This is a genomic window from Enterobacter mori, from assembly GCF_025244905.1.
Lineage (GTDB): Bacteria > Pseudomonadota > Gammaproteobacteria > Enterobacterales > Enterobacteriaceae > Enterobacter > Enterobacter mori_A.
The window spans coordinates 2,100,243-2,123,660 of sequence record NZ_CP104285.1 but is presented as its reverse complement, the minus strand read 5'-3'; the positions used below and the strand labels follow the sequence as shown (position 1 = coordinate 2,123,660).

21 protein-coding genes and 2 pseudogenes are annotated in these 23,418 nt (G+C 53.9%); 13 read left to right on the top strand and 10 right to left on the bottom strand.

Annotated elements, in window-relative coordinates; genetic code table 11:
- Window positions 1-21 precede the first annotated feature (21 nt).
- Window positions 22-708: a GntR family transcriptional regulator gene (locus tag N2K86_RS10170; protein WP_260661393.1), complete on the top strand. Its 687-nt coding sequence runs from the start codon at window positions 22-24 to the stop codon at window positions 706-708.
- 34 nt (window positions 709-742) lie between these two features.
- On the opposite strand, the gene N2K86_RS10165 is transcribed toward N2K86_RS10170, so the two are convergent.
- Window positions 743-1,174, bottom strand: coding sequence for a universal stress protein (locus tag N2K86_RS10165; RefSeq protein ID WP_260661392.1), 432 nt, complete (start codon window positions 1,172-1,174; stop codon window positions 743-745).
- A gap of 288 nt (window positions 1,175-1,462) precedes the next feature.
- Between N2K86_RS10165 and ydfZ the strand changes: the two genes are divergently transcribed.
- Entirely contained in the window at window positions 1,463-1,666 is a 204-nt protein-coding gene (gene ydfZ, locus N2K86_RS10160) for a putative selenium delivery protein YdfZ (protein WP_010430680.1), read from the top strand.
- A gap of 42 nt (window positions 1,667-1,708) precedes the next feature.
- On the opposite strand, the gene N2K86_RS10155 is transcribed toward ydfZ, so the two are convergent.
- The 5 genes from N2K86_RS10155 to N2K86_RS10135 form a co-directional block, all read right to left on the bottom strand.
- Window positions 1,709-3,172 carry a mannitol dehydrogenase family protein gene (locus N2K86_RS10155; RefSeq protein WP_260661391.1) on the bottom strand — a complete coding sequence of 488 codons (1,464 nt, stop codon included), beginning with the start codon at window positions 3,170-3,172 and terminating at the stop codon, window positions 1,709-1,711.
- 224 nt (window positions 3,173-3,396) lie between these two features.
- Complete coding sequence (locus tag N2K86_RS10150; RefSeq protein WP_260661390.1) at window positions 3,397-4,776, bottom strand: MFS transporter; 1,380 nt, start codon at window positions 4,774-4,776, stop codon at window positions 3,397-3,399.
- A 73-nt stretch (window positions 4,777-4,849) separates the two neighbouring features.
- The gene (locus tag N2K86_RS10145; protein ID WP_260661389.1) at window positions 4,850-5,869 is read right to left on the bottom strand and encodes a Zn-dependent oxidoreductase; all 1,020 of its coding nucleotides are present in this window, start codon (window positions 5,867-5,869) and stop codon (window positions 4,850-4,852) included.
- A 14-nt stretch (window positions 5,870-5,883) separates the two neighbouring features.
- On the bottom strand, window positions 5,884-7,098 hold the full coding sequence (gene manD, locus N2K86_RS10140; RefSeq protein ID WP_260661388.1) for a D-mannonate dehydratase ManD: 1,215 nt from the start codon (window positions 7,096-7,098) through the stop codon (window positions 5,884-5,886).
- Window positions 7,099-7,209: 111 nt separating this feature from the next.
- On the bottom strand, window positions 7,210-7,536 hold the full coding sequence (locus N2K86_RS10135) for a YnfA family protein (RefSeq protein WP_260661387.1): 327 nt from the start codon (window positions 7,534-7,536) through the stop codon (window positions 7,210-7,212).
- Between the two features lie 152 nt (window positions 7,537-7,688).
- Here N2K86_RS10135 and N2K86_RS10130 point away from each other — a divergent pair, with 152 nt between their 5' ends.
- Complete coding sequence (locus N2K86_RS10130) at window positions 7,689-8,027, top strand: DUF1283 family protein (RefSeq protein ID WP_260661386.1); 339 nt, start codon at window positions 7,689-7,691, stop codon at window positions 8,025-8,027.
- Window positions 8,027-8,587: a spermidine N1-acetyltransferase gene (gene speG / locus N2K86_RS10125; RefSeq protein WP_042714685.1), complete on the top strand. Its 561-nt coding sequence runs from the start codon at window positions 8,027-8,029 to the stop codon at window positions 8,585-8,587. Before N2K86_RS10130 ends, speG begins: the two co-directional genes overlap by 1 nt.
- Window positions 8,588-8,766: 179 nt before the next feature.
- On the opposite strand, the gene N2K86_RS10120 is transcribed toward speG, so the two are convergent.
- Window positions 8,767-9,477 (bottom strand): YnfC family lipoprotein, encoded by a 711-nt coding sequence (locus N2K86_RS10120; protein WP_260661385.1) that lies wholly within the window; start codon window positions 9,475-9,477, stop codon window positions 8,767-8,769.
- Between the two features lie 192 nt (window positions 9,478-9,669).
- On the opposite strand from N2K86_RS10120, the gene N2K86_RS10115 reads away from it, so the two are divergent.
- The 4 genes from N2K86_RS10115 to dmsD all read left to right on the top strand — a co-directional run bounded on the left by N2K86_RS10115 (window position 9,670) and on the right by dmsD (window position 14,201).
- On the top strand, window positions 9,670-10,524 hold the full coding sequence (locus N2K86_RS10115; RefSeq protein WP_260661384.1) for a benzoate transporter: 855 nt from the start codon (window positions 9,670-9,672) through the stop codon (window positions 10,522-10,524).
- Window positions 10,525-10,626: 102 nt separating this feature from the next.
- Entirely contained in the window at window positions 10,627-10,920 is a 294-nt protein-coding gene (locus tag N2K86_RS10110; protein ID WP_260661383.1) for a DUF1161 domain-containing protein, read from the top strand.
- Window positions 10,921-11,053: 133 nt separating this feature from the next.
- Window positions 11,054-13,492 (top strand): selenate/tellurate reductase subunit YnfE, encoded by a 2,439-nt coding sequence (gene ynfE, locus N2K86_RS10105; protein WP_260661382.1) that lies wholly within the window; start codon window positions 11,054-11,056, stop codon window positions 13,490-13,492.
- Window positions 13,493-13,586: 94 nt separating this feature from the next.
- Window positions 13,587-14,201 (top strand): Tat proofreading chaperone DmsD, encoded by a 615-nt coding sequence (gene dmsD, locus N2K86_RS10100; RefSeq protein ID WP_260661381.1) that lies wholly within the window; start codon window positions 13,587-13,589, stop codon window positions 14,199-14,201.
- A 51-nt stretch (window positions 14,202-14,252) separates the two neighbouring features.
- Here the strand turns inward: dmsD and N2K86_RS10095 are convergent, their stop codons facing one another.
- Entirely contained in the window at window positions 14,253-15,968 is a 1,716-nt protein-coding gene (locus tag N2K86_RS10095; RefSeq protein ID WP_260661380.1) for a SulP family inorganic anion transporter, read from the bottom strand.
- A gap of 185 nt (window positions 15,969-16,153) precedes the next feature.
- Here N2K86_RS10095 and N2K86_RS10090 point away from each other — a divergent pair, with 185 nt between their 5' ends.
- Entirely contained in the window at window positions 16,154-16,561 is a 408-nt protein-coding gene (locus N2K86_RS10090; protein WP_260661379.1) for a cell envelope integrity TolA C-terminal domain-containing protein, read from the top strand.
- Between the two features lie 313 nt (window positions 16,562-16,874).
- On the opposite strand, the gene N2K86_RS10085 is transcribed toward N2K86_RS10090, so the two are convergent.
- Window positions 16,875-18,002 (bottom strand): MFS transporter, encoded by a 1,128-nt coding sequence (locus N2K86_RS10085; protein ID WP_260661378.1) that lies wholly within the window; start codon window positions 18,000-18,002, stop codon window positions 16,875-16,877.
- Window positions 18,003-18,104: 102 nt separating this feature from the next.
- On the opposite strand from N2K86_RS10085, the gene N2K86_RS10080 reads away from it, so the two are divergent.
- From N2K86_RS10080 to N2K86_RS10060, 4 genes and pseudogenes are all read left to right on the top strand, one after another.
- Entirely contained in the window at window positions 18,105-18,899 is a 795-nt protein-coding gene (locus N2K86_RS10080) for an AraC family transcriptional regulator (RefSeq protein WP_260661377.1), read from the top strand.
- 150 nt (window positions 18,900-19,049) lie between these two features.
- Window positions 19,050-19,281 (top strand): annotated as a pseudogene (locus tag N2K86_RS10070) (winged helix-turn-helix domain-containing protein); the annotation flags it as partial.
- A pseudogene (locus N2K86_RS10065) lies at window positions 19,272-19,498 on the top strand (histidine kinase dimerization/phospho-acceptor domain-containing protein); the annotation flags it as partial. The pseudogenes N2K86_RS10070 and N2K86_RS10065, both read left to right, overlap by 10 nt.
- 208 nt (window positions 19,499-19,706) lie before the next feature.
- Window positions 19,707-20,186 (top strand): RrF2 family transcriptional regulator, encoded by a 480-nt coding sequence (locus N2K86_RS10060; RefSeq protein ID WP_260661376.1) that lies wholly within the window; start codon window positions 19,707-19,709, stop codon window positions 20,184-20,186.
- Between the two features lie 59 nt (window positions 20,187-20,245).
- On the opposite strand, the gene oqxB is transcribed toward N2K86_RS10060, so the two are convergent.
- Window positions 20,246-23,404 carry a multidrug efflux RND transporter permease subunit OqxB gene (gene oqxB, locus N2K86_RS10055; RefSeq protein ID WP_260661375.1) on the bottom strand — a complete coding sequence of 1,053 codons (3,159 nt, stop codon included), beginning with the start codon at window positions 23,402-23,404 and terminating at the stop codon, window positions 20,246-20,248.
- Between the last annotated feature and the right edge of the window lie 14 nt (window positions 23,405-23,418).

Below are 23,418 nucleotides of genomic sequence, written 5' to 3'. Positions count from 1 at the left end.
CTCTCTGAGAAATCACAACCCATGGCCGCTGAATCGCAACTCAATCCTACCCAGCCCGTTAACCAGCAAATTTATCGTATTTTACGACGCGATATCGTCCACTGCCTGATCCCGCCGGGAACGCCGCTCTCTGAAAAAGAGGTCTCGGTGCGTTTTGACGTTTCCCGTCAGCCGGTGCGCGAGGCGTTTATCAAACTTGCTGAAAATGGCCTGATTCAGATCCGCCCCCAGCGCGGCAGCTATGTGAATAAGATTTCCCTTTCACAAGTCCGTAATGGCTGTTTCGTCCGACAGGCTATTGAGTGCGCAGTGGCACGTCGCGCCGCAGCGCTTATCGATGACAACCAGTGTTACCTGTTGGAGCAAAACCTCCATCAGCAACGTATTGCGATTGACCGTAAGCAGCTCAACGACTTCTTCCAGCTTGATGACGAGTTTCATCAGAGACTGGCGCAAATTGCGGATTGTCAGCTGGCGTGGGATACCATCGAAAACATCAAAGCCACCATCGACCGCGTGCGCTACATGAGCCTTGACCATGTCTCCCCGCCGGAAATGCTGCTCCGCCAGCACCATGATATTTTCAGCGCGCTGCAAAAGCGCGACGCGGACGGCGTGGAAAACGCGATGACGCTGCATCTGCAGGAAATTAGCGAATCGGTACAGCTCATTCGGCAGGAAAATAGCGAGTGGTTTAGCGAAGAGTAATATTCGCCGCCACCTTTCGGGTGCGGCGATGTGATTAGCGAACGACTAATACCGGAATCGTGGCGTAGCGTAGAATAGACTCCGCATTTGACCCCAGCAGATGGGTTGTGATGCTTGGGTTTTTCGACCCGATGACAATAACGTCATACCCTCCTTCTTTGCTGAGCTTGATAATTTCATCACGTACGTTGCCAAAGCACACTTTACAGTGAATATCATTCGGCGAAATATCGAAGAGCCGCTTTAACGCCGTCATTTTTTTCTCAGACTCTGCGGTCATATACTCTTCAAACTTCTTTATGTCCGCGTTGAACCCGCGCAGCAGCGAGCGGCTGCTGTTAGGCAGAATGTTGACCAGGGTAATCGACGCGCCTTCGGCTTTTGCCAGGTTGGCCGCGTGGCGAACCGCTTTATCGCTCAAGTCCATTTCAAACACATCTACAGGCATCAATATTTTCTTGTACATAAGCCTGACTCCTTATTCCGATGAGAGGATTATTTCCTGACTCAAGAGTGCCATTGGCAATATAAACAAACCCTCAACGCTTGCAGGGTGAAATTATCCATTAAGGAAAATAATTGTCGCCTTTGTAAATTACCGTCCGGAACCGTCAACGGGCTACACACAGGATAAAAAAAGTGTGACCTTGATCAAAAGCAAATAATGTAGGCGGCGAGAGGCGTATTAATAATGCCCGTGAACGGCAGAAGGTAAAATAGCGCCGTTGCGAAGAGTAAGAGAGGAGAAAATACCATGATGACATACGACCGTAACCGTAACGCCATTACCACCGGCAGCCGGGTCATGATTAGCGGCACCGGCCGCACCGGCGTGATTAAAGCGATTCACAGCGAGGGGCTGGACGCTGCGCAGGTGCGACGCAGCAAAACGGTTGAAGTGGAAGGAAGTGAAGGTAGGTACGAACCGATCGAACTGATTCGTCTGGGAATGCACTAAACGTGCAGGTTCATGCCGCCGCCAGCGGCGGCATGAAATAAATTACGGTTGAACCGCGTACTGTGCCACTGTGGCTTTTGCCCCTTTCTGCAGCAGCGTCTGATAGGCCTCCATCACCGCATTCACAAACACGGCATCCTGCGGAAGTTCGTTTCCAAAAATGGCTTCAATGCCCAGCAGCGCCTTAACGCGACTTTGCCCCTCTGCGCTTCCCTTTACTGCCGCCTGAATCACCGCCAGCTGCGGGTCGCTCACCTCAATGGCATCACCCTGCTCGTCCACACCGCCAACGTAACGCATCCAGCCAGCCACGCCCAGCGCCAGCAGCGGGAAAGGCTTCCGGTGCACCAGATGCCAGCGCACGGAGTCCAGCATACGTTGCGGGAGCTTCTGGCTGCCGTCCATCGCGATCTGCCAGGTGCGGTGACGCAGTGCCGGGTTGCTGTAGCGCGCAATCAGCAGGTCAGCATAGTGGCCTAAATCGACACCTTTCACTTTTAGCGTGGGAGCCTGCTCTTTTAGCATCAGCGCGTGCGCGGCTGCGCGGTAGTTTTCATCTTCCATGCAGTCGGTGATGTGCTGATACCCTGCCAGATAGCCGAGATAGGCCAGGAACGAGTGGCTGCCGTTGAGCATACGCAGCTTCATCTCTTCGAACGGGATGACATCTGCAACCAGCTCGGCACCTGCTTTTTCCCACTGCGGACGCCCAGCTACAAAGTTATCTTCGATAACCCACTGGCGGAACGGCTCGCAGGCCACGCCCGCCGGATCGCGCACGCCGGTCAGCTGCTCGATTTTATCCAACGTATCGGCGGTTACTGCAGGCACAATGCGATCCACCATCGTTGACGGGAAGGTGACGTTAGCTTCTATCCAGTCCGCCAGTTCGCCGTCTACGGCACGCGCGTAGGCGCAGGTTACGTTACGCATGACGTGACCATTCTCCGGCATGTTATCGCAGGACATTACGCTGAAAGCAGGCAAACCTGCCGCTTTACGACGCGCCAGTGCTTCAACCACGACGCCAGGGGCAGATTTCGGCTGAAGCGGGTTTTCCAGGTCAGCGACGATTAACGGATGATCGAGCATCAGTTGTCCGGTCGCCGGGGAGTGGCAGTATCCTTTCTCGGTGATGGTCAGGGAGACAATCGCGACCTGAGGTTCACACATCGCCGCCAGCACGGTTTCCAGCCCATCAACCTGCGCGTGCAGTGCTTTTTTGACCACGCCGACGACGCGCGATGTCCATGCATCGGCAGACATCTCCGCGACGGTGTAGAGGTTATCCTGCGCATTGAGATCGGCAATTTGCTGTTCGCCACCAATCAGATTCACTTCGCAGTATCCCCAGTCGCTGCCGTGTTCAGCCGCAAGAATATCGGTATAAACGGCCTGATGCGCACGGTGAAATGCGCCAAACCCTAAATGAACAATGCGCGCCTTGAGGCTGCCGCGATCGTACTGAGGCAGCGTCGCTTTCGCCTGTAATAACCGGTTTTCCATGATTGAGACTCGTTAATTAATGAAAGCTGCGATCCGCTGCCGCTCTCCTTTCGAAGCGGCAGCGCCTGCTGACTACACCAACTAGAATGGCAGTTGGGGTAAAAAAATAACTGCCATCAACCATACTGATACTTCAATTTCAGATATTGATTTATATTAACTTTTGTCCATGTGGTGTGACACGTTCGAAAAGTTATGTGATAAGTCACTCAGGATATAAACCATTAGCGTCGTGACGAGAGTGCGCCATAGCCAACTGATTCGTGCCGCGGCGCTTCCGCCGCATCTTCTGCCGCGCTCAAATCACGGTCACGCACTTCCGGCATCAGGATTGCCGAGACCAGCCCAATCACGGAATAGGCAACCAGCATGGCGACAATCGGCCACCAGGATCCGGTCATGTTACAGAAGATCCCCGCCAGTACCGGACCAAAGCCCACCGCCACCAGCCCGCCCGCCTCTTTGGAGATAGCCATGCGGGTAAAGCGATTACGTGAGCCAAACATCTCAGCCATGGTGATGTTTTCCAGCGCGAACAGCCCCAGTACCGAAATATTATGAATGACAATAATGGAAAGCATGATCGTCCCCGGCGCGTAGCTCTTATCGACGATAATCGACAGCATGGGGTAAGCCAGGAGAATGGCTGAGGTGTTAACGATGATGTACGGCAGCCGACGCCCTACCTTGTCAGACAGCCAGCCCAACAGAGGTATGGTGATGAACCCGAGGACAGAGCTAATCATCAGTGCATCGGTGGGAATTGCCTTATCGAACAGCAGCGTCTGTACCAGATAGCCCGCCAGGAACGTCTGGATCAGACCCGAGTTACCCGCCTGCCCGAAGCGCAGCCCGGTTGCCAGCCAGAAGGATTTGCTTTTGAACATCGCGCCCAGGGAGGTTTCCTGGGCAGCCGCCGGAGCGACAGTTTCTGCGTCGTTCACTTTCTCAAAGACCGGGCTTTCTTTGAGATTCATACGCAGCCAGATGGCGAAGATCATCACCACGACGCTGGCGAGGAAGGGTACGCGCCAGCCCCAGGCGACAAGTTCTTCACGGTCGAGGGCAAAGAACATGACAGCCCAGATAGCCGTTGCGCTCAGCGTTCCGCAGTTGGTCCCCATCGCCACCAGCGAGGAGATAATGCCGCGTTTCCCCTTCGGAGCGTACTCCGCGAGCATCGTGCCAGCGCCAGATATCTCCGCGCCAGCGCCCAGCCCCTGAATAATGCGCAGCGTCACCAGCAGGACCGGCGCGAAAATCCCAATCTGCGCGTAGGTCGGCAGGACGCCAATCAGCGTGGTGCAGATCCCCATCATGGTGATGGTAATGAACAGCACCTTTTTACGGCCGATGCTGTCACCCATTCTGCCGAAGATGAAAGCCCCGACGATACGCGCGATATAGCCCGCGCCGTAGGTCCCCATCGCCAGAATCAGCGCCATCGCGGCAGACTGTTCCGGGAAGAAGATTTCGTGGAATACCAGGGCGGCACCCAGCGAATAAAGCTGGAAATCCATAAACTCCAGCGCGGTGCCCAGCCAACCGGAAACGGCGGCTTTCACCAGATCGGAGGTGGTTCTTTGAGGTTGTGCTTGCGTCATAATGGCTATCTCTGAAAGGTAAGATGCGTACCACATAGAGCCTGTCTGCGCAGGCTCTTAACCGCGTATATGATTATTGGCCGAACGTGAGCAAGACTTTGCAGCACTGCCGCTGGTCTTTCTCAAACAGTTCAATGGCGTCTGTTACATGGTGATAGTCAAAGGTATGGGTGATCAGTTTTTCCGGGTCGATCAGCCCCTTCTTCAGCCAGTCGATGACGACCGGGAATTTGTTGGCATTGAGGCGTGAGGAGAAGATCGCCAGCTCTTTGCCGGTGATGCCCTGCTGCGCAACCTGGCTCGGCTCGCTGGAGAAGCCCATCAGCACAATACGCGCCGCCGGAGAGGCCAGGGTAACGGCTTCCTGTAAAATCGCCGGATGACAGGCAGCATCAATGATTAACGTCGGTTTGATACCCTTTTCGTCCAGCGCGGCCTGCAACGACTGTTCGCCGTTGTTAAAGACCCAGTCCGCGCCGCTGCGCTGGGCCATTGCCAGCCGCTCTTCTATGCGGTCGACGACGATAACCTGCTTCACCTTATAAACACCCTTCAGCGCCTGCACGGTGACCAGCCCCATCGGGCCCGCGCCATAAATCAGCGCCACGTCCTGTTCCGTGGGTTTTGCCTGCCCCGTCACGTTGGCGGCAATGGTGAAGGGTTCAACCATGACGGCGTGTTTATCCGGGATCGCATCCGGGATGGGCCAGGCATTTTTAGCGGGCACTGCCGCATATTCGCTGAAGCCCCCGTCGCGATGGACGCCCAATACCACCAGCGAGGTGCAGACGTTCGGTTTCCCGACGGAACACGGGTAGCAGTGTCCGCAACTGATCACCGGATCAACCGAAACGCGCTGACCCAGTCGTGCGCTGTCGATGCCCTCGCCCACAGCGTCAACCACACCGAAGAACTCGTGGCCGATCACGCGCGGATATTTCGCGAACGGATTATGTCCACGATAGATATGGCTGTCTGAACCGCAAATCCCCGCCAGCATGATTTTGACGCGGACTTCCCCTGCGCCTGGCTCCGGGCGTGGCCGCTCTTCAATCACCAGTTGGTTCGGCTGTTGAATCACTACGCTTTTCATCAGTTGCTCCTCGGTTACCAGTTCCACAGGGTGCCGTCTTCAAGACGGGCCACCGGCAGATAGGCCGGGTCATAGGGGTATTTCGCGGCCAGTTTTTCATCAAACTCAATGCCCAGCCCTGGCTTGTCGCCCGGATGCATATAGCCGTTATCAAAGCGCCAGCTGTGCGGGAAGACGTCCAGCATCTGCTCGGAGTAGCCCATGTATTCCTGCACGCCGAAATTCGGCACCCACAGATCGAAATGCAGCGCGGCGGCGTGACATATTGGCGACAGATCGGACGGTCCGTGCGAGCCGGTACGTACCTGGTAGAGCGAGGCGAAATCTGCAATGCGGCGCATCCCGGTGATCCCGCCCGCATGAGTGATTGTGGTGCGGATATAGTCAATAAGCTGCTCTTCTATCAGCTGCTTACAATCCCAGATGCTGTTGAACACCTCACCCACTGCGATAGGCGTGACGGTATGCTGGCGGATCAGGCGGAAGCATTCCTGATTTTCCGCAGGCGTTGGGTCTTCCATCCAGAACATGCGGAACTCTTCAATGCTTTTGCCGAAGCGCGCCGCTTCGATTGGCGTCAGGCGATGGTGCATGTCGTGCAGGAGATGTTCGTTGAAACCGAATTGACTGCGCACCGCGTCGAACAGCTTTGGTGTGAAATCGAGGTATTTCTCCGTGGACCAGAGCTGCTCTTCTGGCCAGTCGCCCTTGGTGGCAGGTTCGTAGGCAAGGCCCTTCACTTTGGACATGCCGTAGGTGGTTTTCATGCCCGGCACGCCGCACTGCACGCGGATCGCCTTAAAGCCCATCTCTTTATGACGGGCGTAATCTTCCAGCACGTCGTCAATGGTGTGCCCGGTGGTGTGGCAGTAGACCATCACCCCTTCACGGGATGCGCCGCCCAGCAGCTGATAGAGCGGCATGTTGGCCGCTTTCGCTTTGATATCCCAAAGCGCCATATCAACAGCGGAGATGGCCGACATGGTGACCGGGCCGCGACGCCAGTAAGCACCTTTATAGAAAAACTGCCAGATGTCTTCGATGCGGTGCGCATCGCGGCCAATCAGCTGCGGACACAGATGATCTTTCAAATAAGACGCCACTGAGAGTTCGCGTCCGTTCAGGGTGGCGTCGCCAAGACCCACGATCCCCTCGTCAGTGGTGATTTTGAGGGTGACAAAGTTACGCCCTGGGCAGGTGACAAAGACTTCAGCCCCGACAATCTTCATAATTCCTTTCCTTACATCGCATGTTGTGATGCAGGAAATTTACGCAATTACGCAACTACCATACAAGTATATTGATTATAATATCAGCGAGAGATCACAAAAACAGGGCGCTCAGGTTCGCCCCCATCCCGCCACGATGATCAGCATCCCACAGAGCGCAACCAGGGCACCGGCCCAGTCGTAGACGCTGAGCTTGACCCCATCCACTACGCGAAGCCACAGCAACGCAGTACAGACATAAACACCGCCGTACGCGGCGTAGACGCGTCCGCTCGCAGCCGGATGCAGCGTTAACAGCCAGACGAAAAGCGCCAGCGCAACACCCGCGGGGATGAGCAGCAACACGGATGCCCCCTTCTTCAGCCAAAGCCAGGGCAAGAAGCAACCGATGATTTCGCAGAGCGCGGTGGCAAAAAAAACCAGCGTGGTTTTGATCATATTTCTCTTAATGTGAGGATTTATTTAACCATCATACCTGATGATAACGTTCACGTTGACCGGCCGGTCACGCGGGTATGACGTCATCTCGCTTTGGTGTAGAATCTGAACAGGGTTACGTGATTATCTGCCCCCATTAAAAAGGAAACGCTATGACTACATTAAGCAAACGCCTTTGTCTGACCGCCGCGCTGGCGCTGTCAACGCTTGCTTTCACCGCGACGGCTACCGCCGAAACCAGCAAGCTGGTTATTGAATCCGGCGATAGCGCACAAAGCCGTCAGAACGCGGCGATGGACAAAGAACAATGGAATGACACACGCAGCCTTCGCCAGAAGGTCAACACACGTGTGGAGAAAGAGTGGGACAAAGAAGATGTCGCTTTCGACGCGCGCGATAAGTGCCAGCAAAGTGCCAACGTCAATGCCTACTGGGAGCCAAACACCTTGCGCTGCCTGGATCGCCGTACTGGCCGCACGGTTGCACCCTGATGCCTGCACTGTATGACATTAAGCTTCGTCCGCTGGAGCGTGAAGATCTCCGTTTCGTCCACCAGCTCGACAACAATGCCAGCGTGATGCGCTACTGGTTCGAAGAGCCTTACGAGGCCTTCGTCGAGCTGTCGGATCTATACGATAAGCACATTCACGATCAGAGCGAACGCCGTTTTGTGGTGGAGTGTGAAGGTGAAAAAGCCGGTCTGGTCGAGCTGGTGGAAATCAACCACGTTCACCGCCGGGCGGAGTTCCAGATCATCATTTCGCCTGAGCACCAGGGGAAAGGTCTTGCCTCACGGGCGGCAAAGCTGGCGATGGATTACGGGTTCAACGTCCTGAACCTCTACAAGCTTTATCTCATCGTGGATAAAGAGAACGAGAAAGCGATCCATATCTACCGCAAGCTGGGCTTTATGGTGGAAGGTGAACTGATTCACGAGTTCTTTATCAACGGCGAATACCGCAACACCATCCGTATGTGCATCTTCCAACACCAGCACCTGGCCGGACATAAACCGTCAGGCGCCAGCCTGCTGAAACCTACCGCGCAATGAGATTAATGATAAACCCTGTTATAGGCAGTTGAGCTGTCTTTCTTGCCGGGTGGCGCTATGCTTACCCGGCCTACATTGTGCAAAAATATCAATAGATTGCACGTTTCATTGTAGGCCCGTGCAAGCGTAGCGCCGCCGGGCGAAACGCACAAAATGCACGCTGTCAGCGGTCTGACCGCTCAGTAGTAGTCGATGCTGTTCTGAATGGTGAACTTGCGCTCAACGGCGGGCTTAACGCTGTCATCGGTGATCGTCAGATCGCAACTCACCGGATTGTTATGTCTATCGTAGTCGCAGCTTTGCTTCACATTGCCGAGCGGCTTGTCATTCAACAAACTCACGGCCGAGAAATCCATTCTTTTGCGCAGATCCTTCGACGGTGTCGACTGTACCGATAAGTGCTGATCCCCAGAGACGGTGGTTTTGCCCAGCGGATAGCCATCCGCATCATAGCGGTACTTTACTTCCATCTCTTTACCGTGGGCCGCGACTACGAATCCATTATCGTCGGTCTCCCACGTTACCCCGGCAGAGGGTAATTCCGCCAACTGACATTTCCCCTGCAGCTTAACCTTCTGCTGCTGGGTTTCGGCATCCAGGTAGTAATTCGCATCCAGCACCAGCGCCACGCCGGTGTTGTTCTCAAGATCGTGCAGTTCCAGCGTATCAAAGCACCCTTCTGTCGACAGGGTACCGGTCACGCGCTTGGACACCTCCCCCTTGTCGTTAAACAGCGTCTGGGTAAAGTCTTTCACCGGACCGCGCAGCGGGTCGAAATCGAATTCATTAGAAAAGCTCGCCATCTCAGGCGTATATGACAGCGGCGCGGAGTTGTTGTCGCACCCCACGAGAGTTGCTGCCAGTAGCGTTATCGCTGCGTAGTTCTTCACATTTGTTACCGTTCTGAGAGAGATAAGATCATATTAGCAAATACAGCAACTTACATAACAGCAGATCATTTGTCTCTTCGCCCTCGATAAATCACGCGTTAGCATTGACGAGGCTTGTCAAAGTGACTACTTTGGGCCAGCAGTATCAATAATATTACAAAATCAAATTCTTAAAAATTTTGGGTTAACATCATGATTTACGATTGTTTTTTATACTATGACGAAGATATGCTGCTCGACATCAGATTACATACTCTTGCTGATGTCGTTGACCGTTTTGTCATTGTTGAAGCCACGCACTCGTTTACGGGCATTCCGCGCAGCTTACATTTCGATATTACGAAATTTGCCAAATTCAAAGACAAAATCATTTATGTGCCTTTCGATGCACAGCCTATTTTAAATAGAGTGGATAATAGCCAGGTTGACGCATGGGCAAATGAAGCAGCACTGCGCAACTCCATTATGAATGGATTAAAAGAAGCAGCGGATGACGATCTGATTTTGATATCAGACGTTGACGAAATATTCTCCCCAGAAACGATTCGGGCTATTAATCCGAAAGCTCTCTGCACCACTATTCATCAAAATGTGTTCAACTATCAGTTCAATCTGCAGGTTCACAACATGGATGATACGCCGAGAAAATGCACACTACCTCGCGCTACGTCATATTACAACCTTAAGCATTTCTTCCAGGGTGAGCCTGAATCGTTCAGAAACTGGAAGCGTGCCCGCAAAGATAAAAACTGGTCATGGTTTAAATGGAACTGGTTAAAAATCAATAATAAGATTGTGCGAGATGGCGGCTGGCATTTTTCATGGGTGATGACCCCTGAAAGAATTTCCGAGAAGATGTCGACCATTTCCCATACTGAATACGATCTGCCGGAATTCAATAACCCGGCACATATTATGAAGGTGATCAGCAACGCAGAAGATATCTGGGGACGTGACCGAAAACTGGTCAAACAGGAAGTGTCAACACGCACTATGCCTTCCTATCTGGTTGAGAATCAGCATAAATATTCGCAATTCATTCTGTGATGTTGGCCTGGTACCAGGACAATTCAGAAAGATGAGCTTAAAAACAAAAGCTTACCATTACCCTGCTATGCTTAACATCTACACAGAGAAAAGGAGCAACAGATGAAACGGTTAACCTGGATTACCGCCCTGCTGTTAGTGAGTGCCTCGACGACCGCCATGGCCGCGCCAGATTCCTGCGAGCGCGTCAAAAGCGACATTCAGCAAAAGATCGTTAACAACGGTGTACCTGAGTCAGGCTTTACGCTAAATATTGTGCCAAACGATCAGGCGGACCAGCCGGACGCGCAGGTGGTGGGTCATTGTGCCAACGACACCTTTAAAATTTTATACACCCGCACAGGAAGTGGCGCTGCCGCTGGCAGCCAGGACAATGCACCGAGTGAACCACAGTAACTTCCCGCTCTATGTCCATTGATTTGATAAGGATTAACATTTAGTACCTCAAAATAAGTAACACTCACCCCATCATTAGCCCGGTTGTAATCACGGGTAAAAATAATACGTAATCTCAATGTTGGGGTGAGCCATGTCTGAGGTCGATCATCACGGCGGTATTAGCCGCCGAACTCTTGTTAAATCTACAGCGATGGGTTCTCTGGCGCTTGCCGCGGGTGGACTCTCACTACCGTTTGGTTTGAAAACTGCCGCTGCTGCAGTGCAAAACGCCGTCCAGCCTGCGGAAGATAAAGTGGTGTGGGGAGCCTGTTCGGTCAACTGCGGCAGCCGCTGCGCACTGCGCCTGCACGTCCGCGACGATGAAGTTTACTGGGTTGAAACGGACAACACCGGCGAGGATATTTACGGAAACCATCAGGTACGTGCCTGCCTGCGCGGACGCTCTATCCGCCGTCGTATCAATCACCCCGATCGTCTGAACTACCCGATGAAACGTGTAGGCAAACGCGGTGAAGGCAAGTTTGAGCGCATCACATGGGATGAAGCCCTGAACACCATCACCGCCAGCCTGAAAGACGTGGTCTCCAGATACGGTAACGAAGCGGTTTACATCAACTACTCTTCCGGCATCGTCGGCGGCAATATCACCCGCTCCTCTCCTTACGCTTCGCTGGTGGCGCGCCTGATGAACTGCTACGGCGGCTTTCTGAGCCACTACGGCACCTACAGCACGGCGCAAATCGCCTGCGCGATGCCTTATACCTACGGCAGCAACGACGGGAACAGCACCTCGGATATTGAAAACACCAGGCTGGTGGTGATGTTCGGCAATAACCCGGCGGAAACGCGCATGAGCGGCGGTGGGATTACGTATTATCTGGAGCAGGCTCGCGAGCGCTCCAACGCGCGCATGATCGTCATCGATCCGCGCTACACGGACACCGCCGCCGGACGTGAAGACGAGTGGATCCCTATTCGTCCGGGCACCGATGCCGCCCTGGTTGCGGGCATCGCGTGGGTATTGATCGACGAAAACCTGGTGGACCAGCCGTTCCTGGATAAATATTGCGTCGGCTATGATGAAAAAACGCTGCCGGAAGGCGCGCCCGCTAACGCTCACTACAAAGCGTATATTCTCGGCCAGGGTGATGACCACACGGCGAAAACCCCTGAGTGGGCCTCCCGCATCACCGGCATTCCAGCGGATCGCATCGTTAAGCTTGCCCGCGAAATCGGCTCCGCAAAACCGGCCTATATCTGTCAGGGCTGGGGACCACAGCGCCAGGCGAACGGCGAGCTGACATCCCGCGCCATCGCGATGCTACCGATCCTCACCGGTAACGTGGGGGTTAACGGCGGGAACAGCGGCGCGCGTGAGTCAACCTACACCATCACCATTGAACGTATGCCGCTCCCGGAAAACCCGGTCAAAACGCAAATCTCCTGCTTCAGCTGGACGGACGCCATCGCCCGCGGGCCGGAGATGACCGCCCTGCGCGACGGCGTGCGCGGTAAGGATAAGCTGGACGTGCCAATTAAGTTCATCTGGAACTATGCGGGCAACACCATTATTAACCAGCACTCTGATATCAATAAAACTCACGAGATCCTGCAAGACGAAAGCAAGTGCGAAATGATTGTCGTCATCGACAACTTCATGACCTCGTCAGCGAAGTACGCCGATATCGTGTTGCCGGACCTGATGACCGTCGAGCAGGAAGACATTATTCCTAATGATTATGCAGGCAACATGGGCTACCTGATTTTCCTCCAGCCCGTGACGGCGCCGAAGTTTGAGCGTAAGCCTATCTACTGGATCATGAGCGAAGTGGCAAAACGCCTCGGACCGGATATCCATCAGAAATTCACCGAAGGACGGACGCAGGAACAGTGGCTGCAGTTCCTGTATGCCAAAATGCTCGAGAAAGACCCCAAGCTTCCGTCCTATGATGAGCTGAAAAAAATGGGCATTTATAAGCGCAAAGATCCGAACGGACACTTTGTGGCCTATAAAAAATTCCGCGAAAACCCGGAGGCCAATCCGCTGAAAACGCCATCGGGCAAGATTGAAATCTACTCCAGCAAACTCGCGGAGATCGCGACCACCTGGGAGCTGGAAAAGGATGAGACCATCAGCCCCCTTCCCGTCTACGCATCGACCTTTGACGGATGGGATGCCCCCGAGCGCGCGCAGTTCCCACTTCAGCTGTTCGGCTTCCACTTTAAAGCCCGTACCCACTCCAGCTACGGCAACGTTGATGTGCTGAAAGCCGCCTGCCGTCAGGAAGTCTGGCTTAATCCTGTCGATGCCGAAAAACGCGGCATTAAGAATGGCGATAAAGTGCGCGTCTTTAACGATCGCGGTGAGGTGAGAATCGAAGCGAAAGTGACGCCCCGCATCATGCCCGGCGTGAGCGCCATGGGCCAGGGAGCGTGGCACGATGCCAATATGAGTGGCGATCGTATCGACCACGGTTCGTGCATCAACACCCTGACCACACACCGCCCGTCACCATTGGCAAAAGGTAACCCGCAGCACACCAACCTGGTTCAGATCGAGAAGGTGTAGAGGGTGAAACGCGAGACCATGGTTTATTCTTTGGTCAGTATTATGGGTTAACACAGTCGCGCGGACATCTTCCGCGCGAGAAAGGAAGGTTGTAATGAAAGACGTCTCACCACGTGAATCGTTCGCGTTTAGCGCCCGGGTATTGGGCGCACTGTTTTATTATTCTCCTGACAGCGAGCAGGCTGCGCCGCTGGTGCGGGCGCTTACCGCTGGCGAATGGATTCAGGACTGGCCCCTGCCGCCGGAAATGTTGCAGCCTGTAGCTGACACCTTTGCCGCGTCTGCCGATGAGCCGCTGACGGAGGCGTGGCAACGGCTGTTTATTGGCCCTTATGCCCTGCCCGCACCGCCGTGGGGTTCCGTCTGGCTGGACCGCGAATCCGTGCTGTTTGGCGACTCAACCCTCGCGCTGCGCCAGTGGTTGCGTGAGAATAATATCGCTTTTGAGATGCAGCAAAATGAACCGGAAGATCATTTCGGCACCTTGCTGCTGCTGGCGGCGTGGCTGGCCGAGAATGGCCGCGAAGCGGAGTGCGATCGGCTTCTGGCGTGGCACCTGCTGACGTGGAGCACCCGCTTCCTGTCGGTGTTTGTCGACAACGCCGGGCATCCGTTTTATACCGCACTGGGTCAACTCGCGCAGCTGACGCTCGCGGACTGGCGTTCTGCATTGCTTGTTCCCGTTGCGGAAAAGACGCTGTATCGCTAAGGGGTGTGGCTTGCTCGCGGGTGGCGGGCAAGCCTTTAACCTGGCTTTGGTTTATGCCTCTCCACCTGATTCACTCGCACTCTCTTTGCTTTGAATGAACCGAAGTGCCAGATAGAGGTCTGGCGCCATTATCATGTCATCATCATTCATTGTTGGCCGACTGTCTTTAAACCAGCGTGTTAACTCCGTTTTCCTGCCCGCAAGGATTAACGTAATCTTGCGACCTTTCAGGTCACGCTTTAACTCATTAATGGTTGCCAGGACACTGATGTCTGAATAGGTGAAACAAGCAACGGCATCGATGACCACCCATTTGGGTTGTAATGCTGCGCCATCAACTAAGTTCAATACCCGACGTTTGAAATAAGCCACATTAAAATAGGTCAAGGGTGAGTTAAATCGATACATCAGCACGCCCGGGACCATTTTAATATCGTTAGTGTTTCCTAATGAGTGGATCATTCCATTTTCGTCAGTACCCAGCAGGTGCTCAGAGGGACGAAATACGGTACGAAGAAACTGTAACAGGCCAAGCAACACCGCAAGGCCGATCCCCTGGATAACGCCGATAATTAAAACACAGCCAAACGTGAAAAAGGCCAGGCGAAATGCCTGTTTATTTCTTCGCCTCAGGTTCCATAAACCCCGTAAGTCAATCAGTGACCAGGATGCATACATTAGAACGACACCTAATGCAGATACGGGAATAAATTGTAATGGCTGAGTGAAAAATATCACTACGATACCAATGAGTAAGGCAGCGACTATGGAAACCAGCTGACTTTTCCCACCAACGGAATCATTTACCGCGGTTCGAGAATCGGCTCCACTGATAGCAAAACCCTGAGATAATCCCGACATGAGGTTTGCGATACCCAGTGCCCGGAACTCTGCATCAGCATTGATTTCATAGCCATTTTTCGCGGCGAAACTGCGGGCGGTCAGCATCAAACTGACAAAACTGACCAAAGCCAGGTTCAGCGCAGGGATCACTAAATCACGCATCGGGCCGGGCTGGAATGTTCCCCAGTTAACGATGGGTAAACCAGACTGAAACCCGTCGCCCCCAATCGTGGCAATACCGAAATGTTGTGCAGATATTCCCCACGCCAGAAATGTTGTTATCACAATCGCAATCAACGGTGCAGGCCAGTTGCTGCGATACGTTTTAATAACCATTAAAATAATTAACGTTAAAAGTGATATCCCTACGGTTAATAAATGGCTGTCTGGAAGTCGTCCTGGCAGGGCCATTATTTTCTCAATAACCTCCGCCTCATCAAGCTTGATCCCCAAGACTTTGCCTAATTGGCCGACAATGATCGTCACGGCTACGCCATTAAGCAACCCTGTAAGAATGGGATGAGAAAGCAGATCGGCAAGTGCACCCAGGCGAAATTTACTGGCAAGCAGGCACCACCCGCCCATCATCAATGTCATGATGATGGTCAGTTGCCAGTGCAGTTCGGGATTCCCTGCAGAAAGAGGAAACACGACGGCCGCAATCACCGCGCAGGTCGTTGCATCAGGGCCAACAATAAGCTGACGTGAAGAACCAAACAGCGCATAAGCGATCATCGGTAAAACGCAAGAATACAGGCCTACGATTGCCCCTACACCCGCTAACTCAGCATAAGCAATAGCAACGGGTAGCGCTACAGCCGCAACGGATAACCCGGCTTTAACATCATCTTTTAGCCAGCTTTTATCGTAGGCTAGCAAATTCTGTAACCCTGGCATGTAGTTTAATAAAAGCTTTCCGAACACGTTATTCTCCGGATGGGGAATGATTCACGTAATGTTGGCACACTTCTCTGTGCGGCTCTGGTTTTCAAATGCTCCGGCCTGAGGCCGCTGACGGTGTAACTGGTTATTGGTAGTTGAAAAGCGGTCAGGAATTACGGAAGAATATTCCAACATGACTGACGTTTAAATGGATTGCGGGGTTAGAAATGGGAATGTCTGAAACAGTAAAGAAAATCGCTATGTTGGCCATACTGGTGAACCTGACCGCGGGATGTGCGCCGTTACATCCTTCCGGCTGCCATAAGACCACGGCAACGGGTAGTTGCAGTTCTGGACGCTGGGATGATCAGGATGAATGGGGGGCGCAAGCGCGGGCAATCAGGGCGGCAATAAACGCCAAACTTGAAGAGCCGCAAAAGTGGAAAGGGAAAAAATGCAGATTGCACATTGAATTTGCTCAGGATGGCACCCCTTTAAAGATCTCAACCAGCAACGGCAATAAAGCCTATTGCGAAGCGATAGAATCAGCAGCGCATAAAGCCCAATTCCCGGCCTTCAGCAATCCAGAAATTTATAGAGATTTTCAAAAATCCGGTTTCGACATGCGTGGTTAGCACTATGATAATGCTTTGAATCATTGGCGAAAGTTGTTTTTATCCAGGTCTGTTTGCTGATGAGAATGGAATTCTGCAACAGGTAAATCCTTCAATTACGGGAAAGGACGTGGAGGCAACTTGCCGCTGCTGCACACACACATATATTGGTGAACCTGTCCCCTGGATAGAGTAAGTGACAACACTTCCTGGGTTGACATGGGTGCTGCTGCTGCCAGCTATGAGAGCGCCTGCAGCAGTTGTAAACTATTCAATATCGGACCGGGAACCCATTCTGTAACAGGTTCCCGGGTCAATATTAAGGCCAGCAGCCTTACTGGCGTGATAAGCTGCAAAGCCATGCTGTCACCGCACAAGCGGTCAGAACTAATCCCAGTTGCTGCACGATACCGGCAAGTCCCAGCATCGCTCCCAGCAGCAAATAGTAAACTAATCCAAACAGCGCTCCGGCTGCCCCTGCCTGTTCACGATACTGGCTCAGGGCCTGGCTCAGCACGTTTGGAATCGCGATGCCATAGGCAACCACAATCCCGGCCATCGGCAAAAGAATCCATACAGATTGCTGTAATATCCATGCAGCGATACCAGACAACAGGGCCAGAAGACAGGCATTCTTCACCAGTTGCGCTGGTGATAAACCGATAGACAGTAGTTTCCGGTTCCAGAGGCTGCCCGACAGAGAAGCTAAAGCCAGTAAAATGCCCGTCCATCCGAATGCCCTGGGACTCCATCCCAATTGCCCGAAAAGAAACGGTGCAAGGCTGTAGTAACTGAAAAGCATAGTATTGAGCAGTGCAACAAGCATTGCATTTTTCCATAGCTTTCCATCACCCACCATTCGGTTAACCAGCCCGCCAAACCGGGCGCTGGAAGTATATTCCGACCGAGTTTCAGGCAGCAAGAATGCGGTCAGTGTCAGCAGCACTAGCGCCAGTGTCACCAACGCGACAAACACGCCGGTATGTCCGTACAGGCTAACCAGCCAGCCTCCACTTACCAGACCGAATACCGGGCTTATTGCCAGCGCCGCTCCCATAACGGAAAAGACGCGGGCTAACGCCGTCGATACGTAACTATCCCGTAGCATGGTCTGCACGACAACGGACCCGGCAGCTGCCCCCATGGCCGCCACCATGCGAGCCAGGAGCAAAACACTAAAGTCTGTTGCAACAAGCGCCAGTGCGGAACCGGCACCGTAGCACAGTAGTCCGGCCATCATCGCTGGTCGACGACCAATACGGTCGCTTAACTCGCCCCAGAGCGCAACGCCAACGGCAAACGCGACAAAATAGACTGAAAGTGTCTGCGCAGCACGGTCACTGCCTACCTGAAAAGCACGGGCAATGTCTGGCAGTGCTGGGCTGTATAGGGTTTCCACCAGTTGGGGAAACATAATCAGTAATGTTAGTAGCCACAACGGTGGCTGTTTATAGGTATTCATAACATTCATCATTAAATAAGGAGAACATGCGGCTATTATTGTGGAAATTTTCTTGTCGCATTATCATTATAAGGACTGTATATATTTAAAATCGGACACAGCATGAAGATAAACCCAGAAGATTCTTTCGATCCGGATAAGTTCGATGAGTTGGTTATCGGAATTGCATGTGATATGGGTGTACATGATTCAGGGATGCATAGCCACCTTCGTCATCAGTTGCTTTTTTCGGCAGCGGGAAGTATCACCATTGAGCTGGATAATACCCTTTGCCTGCTTCCGCCCCGGCGTGCTGCCTGGATTCCAGCCGGCACGGTTCACCGTGCCATTATGAATGGTGCGATGGCCTATCGTTCTCTCTACTTTTCAGATACTTTACCGCTATCGGCATTACCCCTGCAGATCGTTGAAGTTAATTCACTGTTCTTTGAGGTGATCGAGCGGATGGCATTTTGGCAATGGGGAATGAGCGAAGAACAGCAAAGAAGTCTAATTACTGTTTTTTGTGAAGAAATTATAAATGCCCAAAGCGAAAACTGGACGTTGCGGTTTCCCTCAGATAGTCGCCTGAGCACCTGGTTGGACAAGGTCCGCAAGGGGGAATTACCCCCACGACTGGGAGAGTTAGTCCAAAAGATCGGTGCATGTGAACGCACCATAAGCCGCATATTCATCCGGGATACGGGAATGAGTTATCAGAGCTGGAGGCAACAGTGGAGGCTGCTGAAAGCGATGGAAATGCTGTGCGACGGTTGGTCGCTAAGTCAGGTTGCACAGCAGCTTGATTTTGTCAGTGACAGTGCCTTTATTGTTTTCTTCCGTCAATATACGGGGACAACGCCGACCCGCTACCTCCGCCATTCAATTGCTGAACATCAGGACGTATCTTCGATTTAACAGCTATACGTCGTTATCGCACACTCAAAACCACAGGCCGCCGCATCCCATAATCAAAAACTATACGTTGCCTTCAAACTCTCCGTGGGCGATGTTTTACATTGCACAATCGGGCTGTCGGCTGCATCTCCCCTCAGCTACGTCACGCCCGCGGCGGCAATTCGAGGCTTATCGCTTCATGTTCCTACGCGTCGCGTAACGGTAAGTACGCGCCACGTAGATTTAACGGCCAGTGAGCGCGCGGACCGCGTGATTACGCGACGGTTTCTGGAAGAACGGAGCTTCGGCAACAAAAGAGAACCTCAGCAATGCGCTCGATGTGCATATTGGAAATTTGCGGCGAAAAATTGGCGACGGCTATGTGCGAACGGTGCGATGCGTTCCTGGAGCAAAGTGGTCAATGAAATATCATTACGCTCGCCGGACGCTCTCTCTCCCTTAAAAGTGCTGAACGGGAGCGGGTTTTCATCGCGGGTGCCGCTCACGAGTTGCGAACTACCCTCACGCCGATGCGAATCAACGTAGAGGCGCTGCAATCCTGGGTAAGCAGCGAGAGCCAGCGGCAACTGCTTGCTGGGATTGTGCAGCACAACAGCCGCCTAAAACTCAGTACTTCCACTGAAGACGGCCTCCTGGTGACGGTTGACTTCCCGAACCGCACGTTTAGCTAAAACAGAACAGGGGGTTTGATCGCAAATGCCGCAGATTGCTTCAAAAAATTACCCTATTTGTTATATTGTTGTTTATTGCTTATTCACCTCTGCGGTGCCAAAAAGAACAAGATTCACCGCAACCCAGGACAGAGAAATGTTAGATTATCGCTTCCCGACAGCTTTGCAGATGGTTCTCAGCGTAGCAATGGCGGAGCAATTAGGAGAACGTTCGACGAGTGCGATTCTGGCCTACGGCCTGGAAGCGAACCCGAGCTTTATCCGCAAACTCATGGTTCCTCTCACGCGTGACGGCATTATCGTCTCAACGCTTGGGCGCAACGGCTCAATCCATCTTGGCCGCCCGGCGGAAGAGATCACCCTGCGCGATATTTATCTTTCCGTTACCGAAGATAAAAAACTGTGGGCTTCTCGCCCGGACGTTCCGGCCCGCTGCGTGGTCAGCGCGAACGCCTGCTGGTACTTCAAATCAATTTCTGAAGAAGCAGAACAGGCATCCCTCGCGGTATTAGCCCGCCACACCGTGGCAAGCGCGCTGGACGAAGTCAAAAAAGCCGATACCAGCGGGTGCGATCCCTTACCAGAACTTATCGCCCAGTATAAAAAAGCCCATTAATTTTCTTAAAAAAAAACCGCCTTCACTCTGAAGGCGGTTTTTTATTTTCTGCGACGTCCTTACGCAGGCAGAACGTCCCTTTCCTCTTTGCCTTTGCCGCGCGTGACGAATTTACGCAGCGTCACGTAAAACACCGGCGTCAGGAACAGACCAAACAGCGTTACGCCCAGCATCCCGGAGAACACCGTGATACCAGTGACGCCGCGCACTTCTGCCCCCGCGCCGTGGCCGAGAATAAGGGGAATGGTCCCGGCAATAAACGCGATGGAGGTCATCACAATCGGACGGAGACGCAGGCGGCACGCTTCCAGCGCGGCCTCCATAATGCCTTTGCCCTGCATTTCCAGCTCACGGGCAAACTCAACAATAAGAATCGCATTTTTACACGCCAGCCCCATGAGGACGACCAACCCCACCTGCACGAAGACGTTGTTATCGCCACCGGTCAGCCAGACGCCGAACAGCGCGGAGAGCAGCGTCATCGGCACGATGAGGATCACCGCCAGCGGCAGCGTCCAGCTTTCATACAGCGCCGCCAGCACCAGGAACGCCAGCAGTACCGCGACCGGGAAGACGATCAGCGCCGTATTGCCCTGGGTGGCCTGCTGGAAGCTCAGATCGGTCCATTCAATGTTCATTCCGTTCGGCAGGATCTGCTTAGACATCGCGTCCAGCTGCGTCATCGCCTGCGCAGATGAGAGCACGCGCGGGTCGGCATCGCCAATCAGATCCGCCGCCGGGTAGCCATTGTAACGAATCACCGGATCGGGCCCGTAGGTGGTCGTGATATTCACCATACTGCCAATCGGCACCATTTCGCCCTGGCTATTACGGGTGCGTAAGTTCGCAATATCTTCCACGCTGTCGCGGAACTGCCCGTCAGCCTGCGCCATCACGCGCCAGGTGCGGCCGAACTGGTTAAAGTCATTCACGTACGACGAGCCCAGATAGGTTTGCAGCGTACCGAAAAGATCGGTCAGCGACACGCCCTGCGCTTTCGCCTTATCGCGATCAACCTGCACGTCCAACTGCGGAACGTTGGCCTGGTAGGTTGAGATCGGGAAGTGCATCCCCGGTGTCTGCATAATCGCACCGGACATGGTGTTTACCGCGTTTTGCAGCGCGCCATAGCCCAGACCACCGCGATCCTGGATGTACAGGGAATAACCCGACCCCTGACCCAGCCCTAAAATCGGCGGCGGCAGAATGGAGAAGCCAAAGCCCTGCTGGATTTGCGCGATTTTCGCGTTAATCTCCGCGTTTATTTCTGCCGCGGAGTGCTTACGCTGGTCGAACGGCTTCAGGCCGAAGAAGACCGTCCCGGTATTCGGCGTATTGGTGAACTGCAGCGCGTTCAACCCCGGGAACGCGACCGCATAATCCACGCCTTCGGTATTCATCCCGATTTCGCTCATTTTGCGGATCACCGCGTCGGTGCGCGCCAGCGAAGAGCCTTCCGGCATTTTGACACCGCCAATCAGGTACAGCTTATCCTGCGTCGGAATGAACCCGCCGGGCACCGCTTTAAACATGACGCCTGCGGCACAGAGCAGCAGCAGATAAACCACAAACACCGCGCCGCGCCGTCCCAGCGTTTTGCCCACCAGCCCCTGATAGCCGTTCGAGCTACGATGGAAAAAGCGGTTAAACGGACGGAAAATCCAGCCGAACAGACGATCGATAAGCCGGGTCGGGAAATCTTTCGGCGCGCCGTGCGGTTTCAACAGCAGTGCCGCCAGCGCCGGAGAGAGCGTCAGCGAGTTGATGGCGGAGATGACCGTGGAAATCGCGATCGTCACCGCAAACTGCTTGTAGAACTGGCCGGTGACGCCCGAGAGGAACGCCATCGGCACAAACACCGCGCACAGCACCAGCGCAATCGCGATAATCGGCCCGGACACTTCACGCATCGCCTGATGCGCCGCCGCAAGCGGCGCAAGCCCCTCTTCAATGTTTCGCTCGACGTTTTCCACCACCACGATGGCGTCATCCACCACGATACCGATGGCCAGTACCAGCCCGAACAGGCTCAGGGTATTCAGCGAGAAGCCCAGCAGATAGAGAATGCTGAAGGTCCCCACCACCGAGACCGGCACCGCGATCAGCGGAATGATCGACGCGCGCCAGGTTTGCAGGAACAGGATCACCACCAGCACCACCAGCACCACCGCTTCCAGCAGCGTTTGCACGACTGCACGAATGGAGTCGCGCACGAAAACGGTCGGATCGTAAGGCGCCGCCCACTTCATATCCTCCGGGAAACGCGTGGACAGTTCGTCCATTTTGGCGCGCACCGCGTTAGACAAATCGATGGCGTTCGCCCCTGGAGACTGGAAGATACCGATCCCGACCGCGTCTTTGTTGTTCAACTGGGAACGCAGCGCATAGCTGCCGGACCCCATTTCTATACGGGCCACGTCGCGCAGGCGCACAACCGTACCGTCCTGCGTTGTTTTCAGGACAATATTGCCGAACTCTTCTTCGGTATGCAGACGGCCCTGGGCGTTAATGGAGATCAGGAAATCGCTCTCTTTCGGCAGCGGCTCGGCACCAAGCTGCCCGGCGGATACCTGCACGTTCTGCTCCTGCATCGCTGTTACTACGTCCGAAGCGGTCAACCCGCGGGCCGCCACCTTGTTGGGATCCAGCCAGACGCGCATCGCGTATTCACCCGAGCCGAAAATCTGGATCTGGCCGACGCCCGGCAGGCGCGCCAGCTCGTCCTTCACCTTCAGCGTGGCGTAGTTGCGCATATACAGCGAGTCGTACTTACCGTTCGGCGAAAACAGATGCACCACCAGCGTCAGCGTGGGCGACTGCTTCTGGGTGGTAATGCCCAAACGCCGCACGTCTTCCGGCAGACGCGCTTCGGCCTGCGCGACGCGGTTTTGCACCTGAACCTGCGCCTGATCCGGGTCGGTTCCCGGACGGAAGGTGACGGTGGTTACCAGCACGCCGTCGGAACCCGCGACGGATTTCATGTACATCATGTTCTCAACGCCGTTGATCGCCTCTTCCAGCGGCGTCGCCACGGTCTCGGCAATCACTTTCGGGTTGGCGCCCGGGTACTCCGCGCGCACCTGCACGCTTGGCGGCACGACGTCAGGATATTCGCTCACCGGCAGCAGCGGGATGGCGATTAACCCTGTGATAAAAATCAGAATCGACAGCACCGCGGCAAAAATCGGCCTGTCGATAAAAAAGCGGGAAAAGTCCATGGGTTGGATTCTCA

Excerpts from the sequence above, each read along its gene's own strand:
- N2K86_RS10170 (WP_260661393.1), top strand. The coding sequence starts at position 22 with ATGGCCGCTGAATCGCAACTCAATCCTACCCAGCCCGTTAACCAGCAA.
- N2K86_RS10165 (WP_260661392.1), bottom strand. The coding sequence starts at position 1,174 with ATGTACAAGAAAATATTGATGCCTGTAGATGTGTTTGAAATGGACTTG.
- ydfZ (WP_010430680.1), top strand. The coding sequence starts at position 1,463 with ATGATGACATACGACCGTAACCGTAACGCCATTACCACCGGCAGCCGG.
- N2K86_RS10155 (WP_260661391.1), bottom strand. The coding sequence starts at position 3,172 with ATGGAAAACCGGTTATTACAGGCGAAAGCGACGCTGCCTCAGTACGAT.
- N2K86_RS10150 (WP_260661390.1), bottom strand. The coding sequence starts at position 4,776 with ATGACGCAAGCACAACCTCAAAGAACCACCTCCGATCTGGTGAAAGCC.
- N2K86_RS10145 (WP_260661389.1), bottom strand. The coding sequence starts at position 5,869 with ATGAAAAGCGTAGTGATTCAACAGCCGAACCAACTGGTGATTGAAGAG.
- manD (WP_260661388.1), bottom strand. The coding sequence starts at position 7,098 with ATGAAGATTGTCGGGGCTGAAGTCTTTGTCACCTGCCCAGGGCGTAAC.
- N2K86_RS10135 (WP_260661387.1), bottom strand. The coding sequence starts at position 7,536 with ATGATCAAAACCACGCTGGTTTTTTTTGCCACCGCGCTCTGCGAAATC.
- N2K86_RS10130 (WP_260661386.1), top strand. The coding sequence starts at position 7,689 with ATGACTACATTAAGCAAACGCCTTTGTCTGACCGCCGCGCTGGCGCTG.
- speG (WP_042714685.1), top strand. The coding sequence starts at position 8,027 with ATGCCTGCACTGTATGACATTAAGCTTCGTCCGCTGGAGCGTGAAGAT.
- N2K86_RS10115 (WP_260661384.1), top strand. The coding sequence starts at position 9,670 with ATGATTTACGATTGTTTTTTATACTATGACGAAGATATGCTGCTCGAC.
- N2K86_RS10110 (WP_260661383.1), top strand. The coding sequence starts at position 10,627 with ATGAAACGGTTAACCTGGATTACCGCCCTGCTGTTAGTGAGTGCCTCG.
- ynfE (WP_260661382.1), top strand. The coding sequence starts at position 11,054 with ATGTCTGAGGTCGATCATCACGGCGGTATTAGCCGCCGAACTCTTGTT.
- dmsD (WP_260661381.1), top strand. The coding sequence starts at position 13,587 with ATGAAAGACGTCTCACCACGTGAATCGTTCGCGTTTAGCGCCCGGGTA.
- N2K86_RS10090 (WP_260661379.1), top strand. The coding sequence starts at position 16,154 with ATGGGAATGTCTGAAACAGTAAAGAAAATCGCTATGTTGGCCATACTG.
- N2K86_RS10085 (WP_260661378.1), bottom strand. The coding sequence starts at position 18,002 with ATGAATACCTATAAACAGCCACCGTTGTGGCTACTAACATTACTGATT.
- N2K86_RS10080 (WP_260661377.1), top strand. The coding sequence starts at position 18,105 with ATGAAGATAAACCCAGAAGATTCTTTCGATCCGGATAAGTTCGATGAG.
- N2K86_RS10060 (WP_260661376.1), top strand. The coding sequence starts at position 19,707 with ATGTTAGATTATCGCTTCCCGACAGCTTTGCAGATGGTTCTCAGCGTA.
- oqxB (WP_260661375.1), bottom strand. The coding sequence starts at position 23,404 with ATGGACTTTTCCCGCTTTTTTATCGACAGGCCGATTTTTGCCGCGGTG.